Origin of the sequence: Desulfallas thermosapovorans DSM 6562, from assembly GCF_008124625.1 — a bacterium.
Classification (GTDB): domain Bacteria; phylum Bacillota; class Desulfotomaculia; order Desulfotomaculales; family Desulfallaceae; genus Sporotomaculum; species Sporotomaculum thermosapovorans.
Window position 1 is genome coordinate 54,173 of sequence record NZ_VNHM01000005.1, and the last position, 16,738, is coordinate 70,910.

At 43.5% G+C, this 16,738-nt stretch carries 19 protein-coding genes and 1 tRNA gene; 1 reads left to right on the top strand and 19 read right to left on the bottom strand.

Annotated features, from left to right (window positions below; translation table 11 throughout):
• Positions 1-48 precede the first annotated feature (48 nt).
• The 19 genes from LX24_RS05655 to gdhA all read right to left on the bottom strand — a co-directional run bounded on the left by LX24_RS05655 (position 49) and on the right by gdhA (position 14,993).
• Entirely contained in the window at positions 49-912 is an 864-nt protein-coding gene (locus LX24_RS05655; RefSeq protein WP_166511171.1) for an AraC family transcriptional regulator, read from the bottom strand.
• A gap of 284 nt (positions 913-1,196) precedes the next feature.
• Positions 1,197-1,271 (bottom strand) — tRNA-Arg (locus LX24_RS05660).
• 188 nt (positions 1,272-1,459) lie between these two features.
• A complete protein-coding gene (locus tag LX24_RS05665) occupies positions 1,460-2,293 on the bottom strand; it encodes an ABC transporter permease (protein WP_166511172.1) in 834 nt (277 codons plus the stop codon).
• Positions 2,277-3,203 (bottom strand): ABC transporter ATP-binding protein, encoded by a 927-nt coding sequence (locus LX24_RS05670; protein WP_341473554.1) that lies wholly within the window; start codon positions 3,201-3,203, stop codon positions 2,277-2,279. Before LX24_RS05670 ends, LX24_RS05665 begins: the two co-directional genes overlap by 17 nt.
• Positions 3,204-3,216: 13 nt before the next feature.
• Entirely contained in the window at positions 3,217-4,362 is a 1,146-nt protein-coding gene (locus LX24_RS05675; protein WP_166511173.1) for a zf-HC2 domain-containing protein, read from the bottom strand.
• Positions 4,352-4,852, bottom strand: a complete 501-nt coding sequence (locus LX24_RS05680) for an RNA polymerase sigma factor SigX (protein WP_243131632.1) — start codon at positions 4,850-4,852, stop codon at positions 4,352-4,354. Before LX24_RS05680 ends, LX24_RS05675 begins: the two co-directional genes overlap by 11 nt.
• Positions 4,853-5,114: 262 nt before the next feature.
• Positions 5,115-5,258 carry a hypothetical protein gene (locus tag LX24_RS05685; protein WP_166511174.1) on the bottom strand — a complete coding sequence of 48 codons (144 nt, stop codon included), beginning with the start codon at positions 5,256-5,258 and terminating at the stop codon, positions 5,115-5,117.
• A 28-nt stretch (positions 5,259-5,286) separates the two neighbouring features.
• Positions 5,287-5,718 (bottom strand): ribosomal protein S18-alanine N-acetyltransferase, encoded by a 432-nt coding sequence (rimI, locus tag LX24_RS05690; protein WP_166511284.1) that lies wholly within the window; start codon positions 5,716-5,718, stop codon positions 5,287-5,289.
• A gap of 37 nt (positions 5,719-5,755) precedes the next feature.
• On the bottom strand, positions 5,756-6,478 hold the full coding sequence (tsaB, locus tag LX24_RS05695; RefSeq protein ID WP_166511175.1) for a tRNA (adenosine(37)-N6)-threonylcarbamoyltransferase complex dimerization subunit type 1 TsaB: 723 nt from the start codon (positions 6,476-6,478) through the stop codon (positions 5,756-5,758).
• Positions 6,459-6,938 (bottom strand): tRNA (adenosine(37)-N6)-threonylcarbamoyltransferase complex ATPase subunit type 1 TsaE, encoded by a 480-nt coding sequence (gene tsaE / locus LX24_RS05700; RefSeq protein ID WP_166511176.1) that lies wholly within the window; start codon positions 6,936-6,938, stop codon positions 6,459-6,461. The genes tsaB and tsaE overlap by 20 nt, the downstream gene beginning before the upstream one ends.
• Positions 6,939-7,079: 141 nt before the next feature.
• On the bottom strand, positions 7,080-7,487 hold the full coding sequence (locus tag LX24_RS05705; RefSeq protein ID WP_166511177.1) for a response regulator: 408 nt from the start codon (positions 7,485-7,487) through the stop codon (positions 7,080-7,082).
• 133 nt (positions 7,488-7,620) lie between these two features.
• Complete coding sequence (locus tag LX24_RS05710; protein WP_166511178.1) at positions 7,621-8,781, bottom strand: amidohydrolase; 1,161 nt, start codon at positions 8,779-8,781, stop codon at positions 7,621-7,623.
• Positions 8,782-8,875: 94 nt separating this feature from the next.
• On the bottom strand, positions 8,876-9,598 hold the full coding sequence (locus tag LX24_RS05715) for a gamma-glutamyl-gamma-aminobutyrate hydrolase family protein (RefSeq protein WP_166511179.1): 723 nt from the start codon (positions 9,596-9,598) through the stop codon (positions 8,876-8,878).
• Between the two features lie 211 nt (positions 9,599-9,809).
• Complete coding sequence (locus LX24_RS05720; protein WP_166511180.1) at positions 9,810-10,160, bottom strand: type II toxin-antitoxin system PemK/MazF family toxin; 351 nt, start codon at positions 10,158-10,160, stop codon at positions 9,810-9,812.
• A complete protein-coding gene (locus tag LX24_RS05725; protein ID WP_207706539.1) occupies positions 10,160-10,438 on the bottom strand; it encodes a CopG family ribbon-helix-helix protein in 279 nt (92 codons plus the stop codon). The genes LX24_RS05720 and LX24_RS05725 overlap by 1 nt, the downstream gene beginning before the upstream one ends.
• A gap of 87 nt (positions 10,439-10,525) precedes the next feature.
• Positions 10,526-11,023: an acetolactate synthase small subunit gene (ilvN, locus tag LX24_RS05730; RefSeq protein WP_166511182.1), complete on the bottom strand. Its 498-nt coding sequence runs from the start codon at positions 11,021-11,023 to the stop codon at positions 10,526-10,528.
• A gap of 231 nt (positions 11,024-11,254) precedes the next feature.
• Positions 11,255-12,586: a type I glutamate--ammonia ligase gene (glnA, locus tag LX24_RS05735; protein ID WP_166511183.1), complete on the bottom strand. Its 1,332-nt coding sequence runs from the start codon at positions 12,584-12,586 to the stop codon at positions 11,255-11,257.
• A 235-nt stretch (positions 12,587-12,821) separates the two neighbouring features.
• A complete protein-coding gene (locus LX24_RS05740) occupies positions 12,822-13,409 on the bottom strand; it encodes an ANTAR domain-containing response regulator (protein WP_166511184.1) in 588 nt (195 codons plus the stop codon).
• 249 nt (positions 13,410-13,658) lie between these two features.
• Positions 13,659-14,993, bottom strand: a complete 1,335-nt coding sequence (gene gdhA / locus LX24_RS05745; RefSeq protein WP_166511185.1) for an NADP-specific glutamate dehydrogenase — start codon at positions 14,991-14,993, stop codon at positions 13,659-13,661.
• A 534-nt stretch (positions 14,994-15,527) separates the two neighbouring features.
• Between gdhA and LX24_RS05750 the strand changes: the two genes are divergently transcribed.
• Complete coding sequence (locus LX24_RS05750) at positions 15,528-16,328, top strand: IclR family transcriptional regulator (RefSeq protein ID WP_166511186.1); 801 nt, start codon at positions 15,528-15,530, stop codon at positions 16,326-16,328.
• Positions 16,329-16,738 lie beyond the last annotated feature (410 nt).

Consider the following 16,738-nt stretch of genomic DNA (forward strand, 5'->3'; position numbering starts at 1 on the left):
CACATTGGCTCCTTTTACATATCTGCAGGTAGCTACCTTGCAATTTCATTATTTCTTTCGAACAGGAATCCAAACTTCACTATATGCGTAATCTTTTTTATGTTCATCCATTTTGGTAAAAGAAAAAGTAGGGGCATTGATTAATTCGTAATTGGAAGAAGGAAGCCATTCTGAATATATTTTTGCCATTGTTTCTTGTAACGTAGAAGGAAATGGTCCTTCATTTGGAAATATTGCCCAGGTGCAGGCTTCGACTGGCACTTTTTCTAATAGATTACTTACTTGTCTTTTAGTCGTTAAAACACCTATCAAGTGAGTTAAATATCCTTCTTCCTTTAAGAAATTAGCGTCGGCATCATAAGAAGCATTGACAATTTCATAAGGCTCTATATTTTGAAGAGAATGCATTTCTTCTTTTTGTTTGTCCGTTATGCTTTCTGCAAGTTTTACAATCTCGTTATTAATACCTTCAAATTGCATAGGGACACGTCTACTTATACCGGCTAAATTAAACGCTGGTTTGTCTTCAATTCTAAATTCCATAGCAATTCCCCCCTTGACGGTTATTACGAATGAAAGTTTTGGAAATGATTTACTTATACCTTTTTTTATTACATCTGAGGGTAAAAAACCACTCCATTTTTTAAATGCTCGTGTGAAGCCGTCTATTGACTGATAACCATATTTATAAGCAACATTCGTTACTTTCTCTCCATTTAATAAATCCTTGTTTGCTTCCGACAGCTTTCTGTTTTTGATATATTCACTAAGCGTCAACCCTGAAAGATAAAAAAATATCTTTTTAAAGTGATAGTCAGAAACCCCGGTATATTCAGAAACTATTTCAAGAGATAGATCGCCGGTTAAATGATCTTCAATATAGTCAATCACACTATTTAATTCGTTTAACATTATCTTCCCCCTTTTCATATTTACATAATACCAAAGCTATTTTAAAGATGCTCGACTTTTTTAACACAAAAAATATCGAATCTTAGAAATAGAAAAAGCCGAAGGTTTAATTCGGCTAAATGGAAGTTGGTCTGACAATTGGTTCGGACTTGTCTGACGCTTAAGGAAAATAAAGGGTTTTTCGGGTCATTTTATTATTAGATTTTATTCCGTCCTGATAAATAAAAACCCCTATAAACCCAGTGTTTTCAAGGGCTACAGGGGTTTTTATTTAAATCTTTTACTGGTGCGCCTGACAGGAATCGAACCTGTGCTTTCGGCTCCGGAGGCCGACGCTCTATCCTCTGAGCTACAGGCGCATGCCTTAAAATTGCTACGTAGATTATTGTATCACAAATTTTGAATAATGCAAGGTTAAAAACCGGTATTTAGTATATTTTACGGTAACAACGTTTTTATCCTTTTTTATTATTCACTTTAAAAAGGTTGAAACACATGTACTCATATTCATTGCGGCACCGGCACAAATACCAGTATACCTTACCCCTTATATATCCCTTTTGCCAAACAAATATACCGCCAAACCTATAAAGAATATTACATACAGCACAGCATAAACCACCATCCACACGCTGGGCTCGGCCATGCTGCCAAAGGGCCCCATCTGTTGAAAAGCCTGCAAGGGGTTGGTGGCCGTGTTTAAGAGTACATGTACTATTTTGCGGTATAGCGCATCCACGGGCATAATTAAACTGGCCAGTATACCGGTTTGCTGCAAGGAAGCGTTGTTCATAAACCAACCTATTTGCTCCACCATGCCGCCGATGACGGCCAGAGCATATAACATAAACATTACCACACCGTTAACAATGGTGGGCAGAATCGTTGATCCGCAAAAGGTCACAGCCAATAAAACTATGGGCTGCAATGTAAAAAGAGCCAGTGCTAACCACTGCCCGTTTAACACAAGACCTGTCTTGAGGTTTATAATTAAGGAAATAATCCCAAAGAACAGCGCAGCGTACAACGCTAGAAACAAGCCGGTACCCAGAAATTTGCCCAGTGCTATTTCATAGCGCTGCACCGGCTTGGGAATAATGGTCTGGATAATTCCACTTTCAATTTCCGATGATATGGTGCCCGCGGCTGAAAAGATGGCTAAAAAGGATACTATGAATCCGCCAAAATAAAGGCCGAAAGACAGCAATTGCGGGTAAATCATTTGCTCCAGAACGGGACTGGGGTGACTGGTAAAATCTTTGGCGACAAAATGCACCCCGACCCCATACAGTCCCAGGAAAGCGGCAGCTAAAACAAGCGAGATTAATACTACTTTGCGACCAAGAGCTTCGCGAAATGTTATTTTAATAATGGCCAGCATTATTATCACCTTCCCGCACCATACTAATAAACATTTCTTCCAATGAAGAACGTTTGCGGTTTAATTCATACAAACTGCCGCCACATTGGATGACGACTTCGGCCAGTAAAGGTATGTCTTCTTCCCGGCTCACCGAAGCAATAACAGTATCGCCTTCAATAGTAAAGGAACTGGCAATGCTGGATAGTGCATTCCTAATCTGTTCATTCATCCCCTTAAATCGCATTTCCACAATAATCTCAGCCGATCTAAGTTCATCCAAGTTTCCCTGCCGAATAACCGTACCCTTACTAATAAAGGCGACTGTATCGCAAATCATTTCCACCTCACTAAGCAGGTGGCTGTTTAGAAATATGGTTTTACCGCTTGCCCGCAGATCCACTAATATATTGCGAACATCACGGCGTCCCAGGGGGTCCAGTGCCGATGTGGGCTCATCTAGAAACAGCAACTCGGGATCGGGCAAAAGCGCACAAGCCAACCCGGCCCTCTGCTGCATGCCTTTGCTATAGGTACATATTTTTTGATTTTCCCGCCCGGTTAGCCCAACTTTATTAATGACCCGGGGTATGTGGCGCTTTTTATCCGCATTGCTCATACCGTATAGCGAGGCATGGAATTCCAGCAACTGCCTACAAGTAAGCCAATCATGGTAGCGAAAGTTTTCAGGTAAAAAGCCTATTTTTCTTCGTATTTTTTTGTCACCCAGAGGCTTGCCCAACAGCCGTGCTTCTCCTGAAGTGGGGAAAAGTAAACCCATTAAAATTTTAACCAGTGTACTTTTTCCGGCACCGTTAGGGCCTAAAAATCCGAAGATTTGCCCCCGGGAAACCCGGAGGCAAATATCGGTACAGCCAACTTTTTTTCCATAATGTTTGGTTAATTTGACAGTTTCTATGGCCAGATCCAATTACCATCCCACCTTATTTCATTTGCCCAGCCAGTGTTAAAGCAGAATTCTCATCCAAGTCGGTACCCGAAAGGGCATATACTACACCGTTATTCTGCCAAACCAAATAGCTCATGCCCGTCATATGCTCGGAGTTATCCGAGCGGTTGCTGCCATCCATGAAAACACCTGGATTTCCATTGACGACAACATCCCTGGAGGTGCCGTCCATATCAGGAATCAATACTGTATGCTGCCAATCATCCACCGCCAGTAGTTGTTTGCGCAAATGATCAGGTAAAGCAGGAACATTTAAAAGTGCATCTCTGATGGCCAACACATCCACACCGGATGGCACTTTTATTTCAGGACTTCGGGCCTGTATAACCATCAGCACATCATCTCCCGAGCGATAATTGGCGGCAATGGCAGTAGGTATATGCATAGTAAAGGTTTGCCCGTCAAGGCTTTCCGGCAGCAATTTTGTACTGCCCATAGCCTGCAACAAGCTGTTTACACTGGCCACATCCAGGGTGAGGCAAGCAGTACTTCCGGTTATCTTTAGCAGCTCAGGGTCGTCGTAACCCGCCGGACGGGGTAATTTAAGATCGAAGTCGATAGCTTTCGTCGCCTGGTTCAGAGTTACCGGTACAGATTCTTGTTTGCCGGTTACTTCAATTTTGCCAAAATTATCAACACTTACCTTGCCGGCTCCTTCCTCAAATGCCATTTCCAGTTGCTCTATATCCTTCTGGTTTATGGTGATAGTCTGCACCTTTTCCATTCTAAATACGGTGAGAAATTCAGCGGCCATACTGCGTACAGCGGGAATACTGAAAGCAGTGAACAGTATTGCAGCCATTGCAGCAGTGGCTGCAATTTTTTTGTAAAGTTTCATGATATTTAAACCCCTTTCCGTTTGTTTCATTATTTTATACCGCAGACCTGTGAATAAGCTTGTTTTTTCTAAAAGTTTCCGCTCCCCGGCTGTGTATTCGGCCGGTGGATCAACCAGATAGTTTTGCATACATTGCTGAACAAAAACATTATTCCCTTGCAATTCCTTTAAAACATTACGGCATTTAACACATTGTTCGAGATGAGTGGCAATCTCACTCCTTTGTTTCACGCTTAATTCGTCATCCAGGTAAGCCTGAAGGATGCCCTCTTCATAGCACATCGAGCTCACATCCTTTCCTTTCCAGGTATAGCTTTTTGAATTTGGCCTGTGCCCGGGCAATGATAGTACCCACCGATGACTTTTTAACTTGAATAGCTTCTGCTATTTCACCATAACTAAATCCGGAATGCTTCATTAATAAGCATAGTCTGTCTCTTTGGGGCAAGCTTTGTAAAGTAATGCGTACTATCCTTGCCTCTTCATTTTGAAGCACCGTTTCCTCGCTGGAAATCATTGTTAGACCATGTTCATTAATCTTACCCTCTCTGCGCAGGCGGCTTTTTTCGCTGCGCAGGTAGTTATAAGCCAAATTGGTTGCCACCCGGGAAAGCCACGCTCCGATATTTTGATATTTCTGGGGCGGTGTACAGTACAGCTTCACAAAAGCCTCCTGGGTAATTTCCTCCGCCACTGCTCGGCTGCCCAGTATATAGGTAAGCTGGCGGCATACAACCGGGTAATAGCGATTATATGTTTCTTGATAATACATATAGGATATCGTACCTTTTTCCATCTGAGACGGGAAAATGGCCGGCCACCTCCCCCGTTTACTTTCAATTGTATAACACCGTCATGCGTAATAAGATGACAATCAAAAAAAAATTTTTATCGTTTTTTATGCTATGTTTTTCATAGTACATGAAAATGCAAAAAAAATACCGGGATGCGCTCCCGGATTGGATATTGTTAGTTATTTATAATTCTACCAGGTTTTATGATTAGCCAACCCGCGGCTAAAATTAACAACTCCGTCAGGTGGAGCCGGTGGCAAAAAATAGAATCACTCCGGCAATGCCCATTAGGGTGGGGTATGGCCCGGATAACTCGCCTAACATAGCCACACCGATCAAAGCAATACCTCCAAGGCGTAGCAGTATTTTAACCGTTCTAGTCATATTATGCACCCTTTCACGGTTCATCTTCTCAAGGTAAGTCATTTTTCCACATAATAATGGCATCTTCCTTGGTATCCGAATAATAATTTTTCCGGCGGCCACGCTCTTCAAATCCCAGGCGTTTATATAGCGCCCGGGCAGGGGTATTGGATGGGCGTACCTCCAGGGTTATACCCTTTACTCCAAAAAGCACGGCCTTATTTATTAGTTCCCGCATTAATGCCATGCCCAATCCGCGATTCCGGTAGGCTTTATGCACTGCTATATTGGTTATATGGGCTTCATCCAATACAACCCACATACCAGCATAACCGACCACTCGTTGAGCACCCGTCAAGGCAACAATATAATGGGCAAAATCATTTGTCCGCAGCTCGTATTCGAATGCACTTTTTGTCCAAGGGGAGGGAAAAGAAACCTTTTCTATTTGTAAAACCTGCTTTAGATGGGATATTTGCATTTGTTCAAAAATTATATCATCCAATTCGGACGGATTATTAATTCCTTTTACATTCACCGGTCAGGCACCTTTCACGCCATTTTATTTCTGCCTCCGATTCCCGCACATATTGAGGGAGCAAAGTCAATGGATCAGAGGTTGCACCTTCCTGCATCAGCACCAGACCCAACTCCGCCACCGCCGCTCCCCTGGGAAACGTTGCACAGTTCGGAGCCAAGCGGGCTCGTTTACCCATTTGTGCTTTTAAACTGTCGCCATATTCAGCTACCCCATCCCCTATAAATGTAACCTGCTCAGTATAGCTCGCCAGTAATTCCAGTAGTTGTGGTATTCCTGCAGCCCGGGCGGGGATTAAGCAGTTCTGCTCGATGCCGTTGTGGTGGTACAGTGCGGTATAGACTTCGTTTTTTCTGGCATTCAATATTGGACAAACCAACCCGGCCAGGCCGCTGAGCGGGTAAGACAGAGCATCCAATGTAGGTACGCCAACCAGTGGCAGGCGCAACACCTGAGCCAGCGTACGGGCGGTACTCATACCGATACGTAACCCGGTAAAAGACCCGGGGCCGGAGGAAACAGCAATCCCCGTTAACTGTTCCTTATTTATTCCCGCGTCAGCCAATGTATCCCTAATCATAGGCAGTAGGTTTACCGAGTGGGTGCGCTGGTTGTTCACAGTTCGCTCGGCCATTACTTTACCAATCGTTACCACTGCCACAGAGGCCACCGGAGTGGCAGTTTCAATGCCCAGCACGAACATAATGCATTAACTCCTCTACCAGTTTATTGTGCCGGATACCACGGGGTATTAACTTTAAAATTCTACCTTCCTCATTAGCTGGTCGTTTTTCAATAAAAATATCCAGCCGCTCACTGGGCAAATAGCGCTCAATCTGTTCCGCCCACTCGATAATGGTTACCCCCGAGCCGTAAAAATATTCTTCGTAACCTAAATCTTCCAGTTCTTCAGGACTTGTTAGTCTGTAAACATCCAGGTGGTAAAAAGGTAACCTTCCGTTATACTCATTGATCAATGTAAATGTGGGACTGGTGACCCGCCGGTTAATGCCCAATCCCCTGGCTACGCCGCTGGTAAAACAAGTTTTACCGGCACCCAAGTCTCCATTTAATGTAATTACGTCCCCCGCTTGGAGCAAACCGCCCAGTATGGTCCCTAACCTAACCGTTTCTCCGGCTGAATTTGTTTCCAAAACTTCCAAAATACTACCTCCAAGAAATTTATATCATATCTATTATAAATTATAACCCCTTTCAACACTGTACAGATATAATTATAACAAATGCGGGCTCATTAAAAAGAATACATTAAAAAAAAGTGGACCCCTTTGCCCACTTTTACACTATATGATATTAGCCCTGCGCTTATTTTTTTTTATTTCCTGACAAGTAAACTCGTCCAGAAAATCTTTAATACTTTCAACATCAAAAGGTTTTGCCATACAGCGTAAAGCCCCTTGTTTTTGAGCCTGGTAAATAGTATCTTCGGATCCGTAAGCGGTCATTATAACGACCCGCGTATCTGGAAACATTTTTTTTATTTTACCCAATGCCTCCAAACCATCCATTATGGGCATGCGCACATCCATAAAAACAAGATCCGGTCGTAAAGCGCGAACCTTTTCCACTGCCTCAAGGCCGTTTTCGGCGGAATGTGCCCGGTGACCAAGCTCCTTGATAACAATGTCGAGCAAATAACGAACTCCGGGTTGATCATCCACCACCAAAATATCTAAGCAATTTGAGCCCATAAAGCCCCACACTCCCTTGTTTATGCAAAAAGTGACATATGATTGAAATTGAGTATATTTATTACATGTACCTATTTTTTTTCGACAGTGGATATGTAAAACCCTTCCTTTAGCTATGTTTTTTTTACAGATATTAATTAATATCGATTATTTTACCACCCACATAAACCCTTTTCACAACGGTGGTGAGATTAAAGGGGTGACCGCTAAGTACCACGATATCTCCATCTTTCCCCGGTGTAATGCTGCCGATGCGATCCTCCAACCCCAGAATACTGGCAGCGCCACTGGTTATGGCGCGCAGCGCCTGTTTTTCGGATAATCCCCCCCGGGTGGTTAACCCGGCGGAAATGGGCAGGTATTGGACAGGTACCACCGGGTGATCGGTCATAATGGCAAAGTTTACGCCATGCCGGGCCAGTGCCGATGCGGTTTTCAACGTGTGGCCCATAAGCTCTACTTTAGAGCGATTGGTCAGTACCGGGCCGACCACTGCCGGCACTCCTGATGCGGCTAACCTGTCTGCCACCAAATGACCTTCGGTACAGTGCTCTATTACCATGCGCAGGTTAAATTCGCGGCCAATGCGCAGGGCTGTCATAATATCATCCGCCCGGTGCGCGTGCACCCGTAAAGGTATTTCCCGGCGCAATACCCGAGCTACGGACTCCATTTTCAGGTCTCGCTCCGGAGGGTCGCCCTTTCCCAGCAGTGCCCGGTTCTGTTTTTCCAAATACTGCTGGCCGCGTACCAGCGATTCCCTTAACAATGCGGCGGAAGCCATTCTGGTAACCGGCGTTTTTTTGTTGGGCCCGTAGACACGCTTGGGATTTTCCCCCAATGCAGCCTTTAAACCCGCAGGACAACAAATCACCATATCGTCCACTATACTGCCGCAGGTCTTCATGGCCACCATTTCCCCACCCAGTATATTGGCACTGCCAGGGCCTGTGACCACAGTGGTTATTCCGGCTTGCAGCGCGTCTTGAAAGGCTATATCCATGGGATTGATGGCGTCTATAGCCCTTAAATGTGGTGTAATGGGATCGGTTATTTCATTTAAGTCGTCCCCTTCTTCAAATACTTCCTCTAATATACCCAGGTGTGTATGAGCATCAATAAAACCTGGCATGACCACCATGCCCGTAGCATCGTATATATCTATATCAATATCGCTGGGGATAGTAACATTTTCCCCCACAGCGGCTATTTTGCCATTTTCAATGAGCACAGTGCCTTGTGGCAGGAACTCTCCATGCATGGTCCAAATTTTACCGTTGATAATAGCCTGCATTGCTTCATCTCCAATTACTTCCTCTAATCATTGCTAATACTTTTCGTTATAGTTGTACTTTCTATAATTACTATTTGTTTTCCTTTATCATCATCTATTTTTTATTTGACAAAAAACGAGTGGATGCCTCAATAAAAGCCATAAATATGTTTGAAAGCAAAGGATATTTATCATACATATTCTCGGGATGGAACTGCACTCCTAGAGCAAAAAATTTTTCATTTGCATGTTCAATAGCCTCTACAACTCTATCCTCAGCCAGTGCCGATATGACCAAATCTTTCCCTATAACATCCACCATTTGGTGGTGAAAAGAGTTCACTCTTACAACGTCCCTATTCAGGATGTTGTGTAACTGTGAACCTTTGACCGGTTTAATATTATGGGTGGGATACCAGCGTGGTGCCTGTTGCATGTGCTGTAATGGATTATTTATTAATAAACTCAAGTCCTGGCAAACGCTACCTCCAGCAGCTACATTAAGTACCTGCATACCCCTGCAGATACCTAAAACCGGCATACCCAGTTCTAGAGCTTTGCGGGTCATTGGTATTTCAAAGCTGTCCCGCAAAGGATCAATAAAACCATTTACCGGTAGCGGCTCCTGGCCAAAATAGCAGGGATCAATGTCCCCCCCGCCTGACAGTAGCAAACCATCCAATCTGGTTAAAAGGGCACCTACCTGATCACTATCGCGGTGAGGTATAAGTACAGGTATTCCGCCTGCTGCTTGAACCGCATGCACATAATCCTCACCAATGGTAAACATCCTGACATCTCCGTTATAACTACATGTAATTCCAATTTGCGGGTACATGAAGTAGAACCCCCTTTCGCTTATAAAAATATATGGTCAATATAATTCATTATGACGTAATATAAAGTACTTCGATATAGGTAATATGACAGTCGGACAGGGCGAGATATTCCAGGTGGTGGGAAACAAATAAAGCCGCCACCTTCTATGGCAGCGACTCTATTTTTATGGGTATGTATACTTTATATGCCAAAACAAAAATATGTATGTATTAGATGTCCACGAGGCCCAGACTGATTTCCACTGCTTGTTTAACTTTTACCATCATTTCGTTTTGCAACGAAGTCACCTTTTCCAACAGCCGGCTTTTATCTATGGTGCGAATCTGTTCCAAAAGTATTACTGAATTTTTACCTAACCCGTCCCTCTCCGCCGGTAGCTCTACATGAGTGGGAAGTTTGGCTTTGGATATTTGGGAGGTAATTGCGGCAACAATGGTTGTTGGGCTGTACTGATTGCCAATATCGTTTTGCAGTATTAATACCGGTCGCGTTCCCCCCTGTTCCGACCCCACCACCGGGCTGAGGTCGGCATAATAAATCTCACCACGGCGTATTTGCATTATCTTTTGCCTCCCGCCACAGAATCTTCAAATTCCGGGGCCACCTCTGATTCCAGTCTGTACTGTTCAATGGCCAAAGCCAGGTTTATGGTGGCCATTTCTACATATCCTTTTTTCATTTGTTCCCTCAACATGCGACGTCTTCGCTCGGCTAGGTAAAGCTTCATGGCCTCCCGGACAAATTCGCTCCGGTTTTGCTTTTCAGCGGCTGCAATACAATCTATTTCGGTTAACAAATAATCCGGCAGGCTGATCATGATACGCTTTACTTGTGCCACCTGCAACAACCCCCAGTATACACAGTTTATATAAAACAAATATAGATTATTATATACACAGATAGCCACCTTATGTCAACACATTCCTTATTTTTCATCCTTTGCTGCGTAAGGTTGTCTTGAAAGAGCAATTTTTCCGGTACGTACCATTTCAACAATACCCTGGTGTTCCAGCACATGGGTAAATGCGCTTATCTTTTGTTCATCACCAATAATTTGGATTACCATGGTTTCTTTGCCCACGTCCACTATATTGGCGCGGAAAATTTCTACTATATCCACTATATCCCGGCGTCTTTCAGGATTAGCCTGGACCTTTATCAAAGCTAGTTCCCTTTCTATGGATTCGCGGTCCTCCAATTTGGTGATTTTGATAACGTCCACCAGTTTGGAAAGTTGATGAATAACTTGCTTCAACTCCCGCTCATCCCCGTTAACTACAATGGTTATTCTAGTAACATCGGGTTCTTCGGTATAGCCGGCAGCGATACTTTCAATATTAAATACACGCCTGCTTAATAACCCTGCAATACGAGCTAAAACACCTGGTTTATTAACAACGAGCACTGCCAGAGTATGTGTCATAAAAAAACCCCTCCATCTCTTAGTCAATTGGATTGTCATAAAATCCAAGTTTTAAGATTTTATCTGTACGGCACAGAAATGAAAAACTTTGGTTTATGTTGCAATAGTTATAGATATTTTAACACATATAGAAAGCCCGCCCAAATATTAATTTGCCAAAAGAAAAAGATTCACAAAACAGGTTGATTCAAGAACCACCTGCTCTATGAATCTTTGATATACCGCTTTGACTTAAAACTTGGTAAGATATTGTGCCAGTTCCCAGGGATGCACCTGTAACCGGTAGTTGTCCCATTCAATGTGCTTTGCTTCCATGAATCGCTTCATTACATGCGGTCCAAGGGCATCTGCTATCACCGTGTCGATGGACAGCTCATGAAGAGCGTCCTTTAGACTTTCCGGTAGTACTGCAATACCAAGCTCATTACGTTCAAGCGGAGTGAGCTCGTATATATTACGATCACAGGGAGTAGGCGGAGTGATCTTATTTTTTATACCATCAAGCCCGGCCTTCAGGCACACCGCCAGAGCCAGGTACGGGTTGCAGGACGGGTCGGGACTACGTAGCTCTATGCGTGTGGACTGATCCCGCTTGGCAGGGACCCTGATCAACGGACTGCGGTTGCGATAGGACCAAGCTATATATACCGGTGCCTCATAGCCCGATACCAACCTTTTGTAAGAATTTATCGTAGGGTTGGTAATGGCCGTTATGGCGGGAGCATGTTTTATTAATCCCCCTATGTAATAAAGGCATTCCTGACTGAGTTGGTTTGGTTGGTTGGGATCATAAAAGGCATTGGTGCCGTCTTTTACCAGTGACTGGTTTAAATGCATACCTGACCCGGCAATGCCAAAGACCGGTTTGGGCATGAAAGTGGCATGCAGTCCGTGCCGCTGGGCTATTGTACGCACCACAAACTTAAAAGTAACTATTTTATCAGCGATGTCCAGTGCATCGGAATACTTAAAATCAATTTCATGCTGGCCCGGTGCCACTTCGTGGTGAGAGGCCTCAATCTCAAAACCCATCTCCTGTAGAGTAAGTACCATATCCCGGCGGGCGTTTTCACCCAAATCCACCGGGGTCATATCGAAATAACCCGCACGGTCATGGGTAACGGTGGTGGGCTTTCCTTCCTCATCCACATGGAACAGGAAAAATTCCGCCTCAGGACCAACATTCATTGAATAGCCCATTTCCTCGGCCTCGGCGATGGCCCGGCGCAAAACATAACGAGGATCGCCGATAAAGGGTGTACCGTCGGCATTGTAAATATCACATATCAGCCTGGCTACCGCACCGTCCCTTGGTCTCCACGGAAAAACCACGAATGTTGACGGATCGGGATGCAGGTACATATCGGACTCTTCTATGCGCACAAATCCTTCAATTGAAGAACCGTCAAACATAAGCTCATTATTTAAGGCTTTTTCCAATTGCTCTACAGTTATGGAAACATTTTTCAGGACACCAAAAATATCAGTAAACTGCAATCGTACAAATTTAACACCGTATTCGCTGGCCATTGTGCGCACATCGTCACTGGTAAGTACAGGCACTGTTTGTCACACCTCTCCTTATTAGGTAGGAGGAACAATGGCTATCCTCAGCCAATTTTATAAAAAAAAGCCCACACCGGCAGAATTTGAAAACAGACTGCCATGTGGGCCTCGTTGCCCCATATTTATGATACGCCATTGTATCCTTTATTATTTTATTTTTCCTAATAAATAATGTAGCTAAATTTCTACCCTATAGTAGTATAGCATAAGTATGACAAAAAGCCAGCATTTTTTATTGTTTATTTAATGAATAGGCCATAATTACCGCTTCAGCCACCAGCCTTATGCTCACCCGCTTGTTCATACTCTGGCGTTGCATACGTTTAAAGGCTTCGGCTTCAGTCAAACCCTGGGTTTCCATTAAAATACCTTTTGCTCTCTCTAAGATTTTCCTGGTTTCCAATGTTTCCTGCAAATCCTTGATTTTTTTTTCCAATGCGGTAATTTCCTGATAATTAGACAGAGCCAACTCCACCGCCGGTAACAGTGATGATTCCTCCAACGGCTTGATTAGCAGTGCAAAAACTCTAGCTTCCTTGGCCTTTTCCAGTACCCCTTGTTGTCCCGAGGTACTGGTGGCAATCACCGGGGCCAATTTGTCCTCATGGACTATTTTAGCCACCTGTAGACCGTCTATGCCGCCCGGTAGAGCGGCATCTATAATCAGCAGGTCCGGCTCTCTTGTACGCACCAGTTTTATTGCACTCAGACCGTCACCGGCCTCTCCAACTACCCAGTGGCCGTACTTGGTGAGCATTGCCTTGACGTTTTTACGCCAAACGCTATCGGCATCTATTAATATAACCCTGTTTTCACCCATAAGAGGCCGCCCCCTGTATAGCAAAATAAAAATGCCCGTGCAGGTAATATTATATACTGCACAGGGCAATCATTGCCAGTTCGTGGACACGTCGTTGTATCCGTTTGACTGTTCTTTTCAATATAAATTATATCAATGCGTTTGGGTAAATCAATGTTTTTTTGTTTCATGATGTAAAAACTTTAGTAAAAGCCAAGTTTCGCAATAATTAAAATCTATCTCTAAGAATTTATTATCACGTTTATACGATTACACGACACCCTGTGCCATCATGGCATCAGCAACTTTGAGGAACCCGGCAATGTTTGCTCCGGCAACCAAATTGCCTTCCATGCCGAATTCTTTAGCGGTCGCATTGATATTGTTGTATATGCCGCTCATAATATTTTTAAGCTTAGCATCAACTTCTTCAAAGGTCCAGGAATATCTCATGCTGTTCTGGGACATCTCCAGGGCTGAACATGCCACACCGCCCGCGTTTGCAGCTTTGGCAGGGACATAAATTATTTTGCTGGCTAGAAATACACCGGTAGCCTCGGGAGTCGAAGGCATGTTAGCGCCTTCACCAACTGCGAAGGTGCCATTCTTGACAAGGGTTTTTGCAGCTTCGCCGTTCAATTCATTTTGTGTAGCACAAGGAAGTGCGATATCACACGGAATGGTCCAAATTCCCTGGCAGCCTTCATGATATTCGGCTTCCGGGTGCTCCTTGACATATTCTCTGATACGTTTGCGCTCAACTTCCTTCAAACGCTTCACAGTGGCGAGTTTAATACCGTCCTTGTCGTACACAAAACCGTTTGAATCACTAAGGGCAACAACTTTGGCGCCTAGTTGCTGTGCCTTTTCGGTGGCATATATTGCAACGTTACCGGAACCTGAAATAACTACAGTTGCTCCTTCAAAGGACCTGCCTTTGGTTTGGAGAGCCTCTTCCATTATGTAGACCAAGCCATAACCGGTAGCCTCTGTCCGGGCGAGGCTACCGCCATAGGTCAGGCCTTTTCCGGTCAGGACACCTTCGTACAAACCGGTAAGCTTCTTGTACTGCCCATACATGTAGCCTACTTCACGACCGCCCACTCCAATATCACCGGCGGGGACGTCAGTGTCAGCACCGATATAGCGATAAAGCTCGTTCATGAAGCTTTGGCAGAACCTCATTACCTCACCATCGGATTTTCCTTTCGGGTCAAAATCGCTGCCGCCTTTACCGCCGCCGATGGGAAGCCCGGTTAAAGAGTTTTTGAATATTTGCTCGAAGCCCAGGAATTTAATGATGCCGATGTAAACGGACGGGTGGAAACGAATCCCACCTTTATAGGGTCCAATGGCACTATTGAATTGAACCCGGAAGCCACGGTTGACTTGCACTTTTCCCTGATCATCCACCCAGGGTACACGAAAAAGGATTTGCCTTTCCGGTTCAATAATTCTTTCCAGAATTCCAGCCCTCTCATACTCCGGGCGTTGAACTAATACTGGTTCTAGGGAATCTAATACTTCTTTCACAGCCTGGTGAAATTCAACTTCACCGGGATTGCGCTTGATTGCCTGTTCGAGGACATTTTGTACATAGGACATGCTAAATAAACCTCCTAAACGTTTTGCTGGTACTGGTGCTGTGCTCATCCATTCCATGATTTATGGGTGGTATTTACATCCAAAGCCGGAATGTTCAATTTCGAGGCAACAAATTTATGAATCTAATATACCCACGGCTTAATTGTAATAACTCATTACTGAATAATCCCTTAAGATTGAGTATTACGCCGCCCTTGTCGCCGTCGTAAATTAACACGCGGTTATCATGAATGCTATTCCACCATTCAACCAGTTAAAATCTAAAAATAGATTATAATGGCAATTTATTATTTTATTTCGGAATGGCATTTCAAAAAAACATTTTTTTATCGTGAAATATATTATCACAATGCAAAAGAAAAGAAAAGTTTTTTAGCTTAACTTGAAGGATGGTATACATAATACTTAACCGCAACCTTGAATATTTCAAAAGCTTTAGTTCCTTGACAACCCCTTCGTGTTTTGTATACAATCTTTAAAGGTTAGAAGGTATTATTTTATCAAGTATTATTTGGGTAAGGAGATACGATTTAAATGGCTAAACAAAATACTAACGGAGATGATACCAAAACAGTTCAAGCAGTGGAAAGAGCTTTATTTATATTGGAAACTCTGGCCGAGGCGGGTGTTCCAATTACTATTACCGAAATAGCTCAAAGGACAAACCTTACCCTGGGAACCAGCCACCGGCTTTTATACACCATGATGCAGAGAGGCTTTGTGGAACAAGATACCGAAAACAGCAAATACCGGTTGGGGATAAAGGCATTTCAAATAGGCAGCGCGGCAACCTATTTCAAAGATTTGCGCTCTGTGGCCCGCCCGGTCATGGAAGATTTGCAGCAAAGGTATAATGAAACTGTTAACTTGGCCACTCTGGATGGATCCGAAGTGGTATATGTAGACCAGGTAGAATCTACCAATATAGTGGTCGTCAGGATGTTTGCCCGCACAGGCAATCGCGGTCCTGCCCATTGCACGGGATCAGGAAAAGTCTTACTATCAAGTTTACCCCAGGACAAGCTAAAAGATATGGTATACAACATGGCATTAAGGAAATTCACCAATGAAACCATAACTGATCCTGAACTGCTTTTAAAAGAGCTTAACCGGGTTAAACAGGATGGATATGCCCTGGACCTTGGGGAACGAGACGAGGGAGTACGGTGCGTGGCGGCACCAATTTACAATTTTAAAGGCCAGGTTGTAGCGGCTCTGAGCATTTCAGGGCCTAATATTCGTATAACTACGGCGTTTATCAAGAATGAGTTGGTTGATGCTGTAAAGAACGCCGCCAAAACAATATCCATTCAGTTGGGCTATGACGGGAATTAACGGCGTCTGAATAAAAAGTAATGATACTGTAATTGGTTAATGGATAGTAAAGATTATTTTGCTTAATTTAGTAAAAAGAGAGCATGGTGCCTATTTATAGGCTTTAGCTCTCTTTTTTTAGTTTACTTTCTTTCTACAATAAAAGCAAAAGCCTATATTAATTCTTATCCATTTTTATTTTTTTGCTAATTTATCTTTTCCCCATTATTAATACATGTCAATACATGTCCATTGCACACATTATTTAATCGGGCATTATTAAATTTTACCTGGAACATAATCAAGCATTACCATCCCTTACCGCTCCACTACGCCCTTTCACTTAAATAGTTTTCCACCATGTGAAATTCAATATCATTAATTTTTGTTTTTATTACCGCTACATGTTAAATGCTTTCCACAATATGAAA

Excerpts from the sequence above, each read along its gene's own strand:
- LX24_RS05655 (WP_166511171.1), bottom strand. The coding sequence starts at position 912 with ATGTTAAACGAATTAAATAGTGTGATTGACTATATTGAAGATCATTTA.
- LX24_RS05665 (WP_166511172.1), bottom strand. The coding sequence starts at position 2,293 with ATGCTGGCCATTATTAAAATAACATTTCGCGAAGCTCTTGGTCGCAAA.
- LX24_RS05675 (WP_166511173.1), bottom strand. The coding sequence starts at position 4,362 with ATGTGCTATGAAGAGGGCATCCTTCAGGCTTACCTGGATGACGAATTA.
- LX24_RS05680 (WP_243131632.1), bottom strand. The coding sequence starts at position 4,852 with ATGTATTATCAAGAAACATATAATCGCTATTACCCGGTTGTATGCCGC.
- LX24_RS05685 (WP_166511174.1), bottom strand. The coding sequence starts at position 5,258 with ATGACTAGAACGGTTAAAATACTGCTACGCCTTGGAGGTATTGCTTTG.
- rimI (WP_166511284.1), bottom strand. The coding sequence starts at position 5,718 with ATGCAAATATCCCATCTAAAGCAGGTTTTACAAATAGAAAAGGTTTCT.
- tsaB (WP_166511175.1), bottom strand. The coding sequence starts at position 6,478 with ATGTTCGTGCTGGGCATTGAAACTGCCACTCCGGTGGCCTCTGTGGCA.
- LX24_RS05705 (WP_166511177.1), bottom strand. The coding sequence starts at position 7,487 with ATGGGCTCAAATTGCTTAGATATTTTGGTGGTGGATGATCAACCCGGA.
- LX24_RS05710 (WP_166511178.1), bottom strand. The coding sequence starts at position 8,781 with ATGCAGGCTATTATCAACGGTAAAATTTGGACCATGCATGGAGAGTTC.
- LX24_RS05715 (WP_166511179.1), bottom strand. The coding sequence starts at position 9,598 with ATGTACCCGCAAATTGGAATTACATGTAGTTATAACGGAGATGTCAGG.
- LX24_RS05720 (WP_166511180.1), bottom strand. The coding sequence starts at position 10,160 with ATGCAAATACGCCGTGGTGAGATTTATTATGCCGACCTCAGCCCGGTG.
- ilvN (WP_166511182.1), bottom strand. The coding sequence starts at position 11,023 with ATGACACATACTCTGGCAGTGCTCGTTGTTAATAAACCAGGTGTTTTA.
- LX24_RS05740 (WP_166511184.1), bottom strand. The coding sequence starts at position 13,409 with ATGGGTGAAAACAGGGTTATATTAATAGATGCCGATAGCGTTTGGCGT.
- gdhA (WP_166511185.1), bottom strand. The coding sequence starts at position 14,993 with ATGTCCTATGTACAAAATGTCCTCGAACAGGCAATCAAGCGCAATCCC.
- LX24_RS05750 (WP_166511186.1), top strand. The coding sequence starts at position 15,528 with ATGGCTAAACAAAATACTAACGGAGATGATACCAAAACAGTTCAAGCA.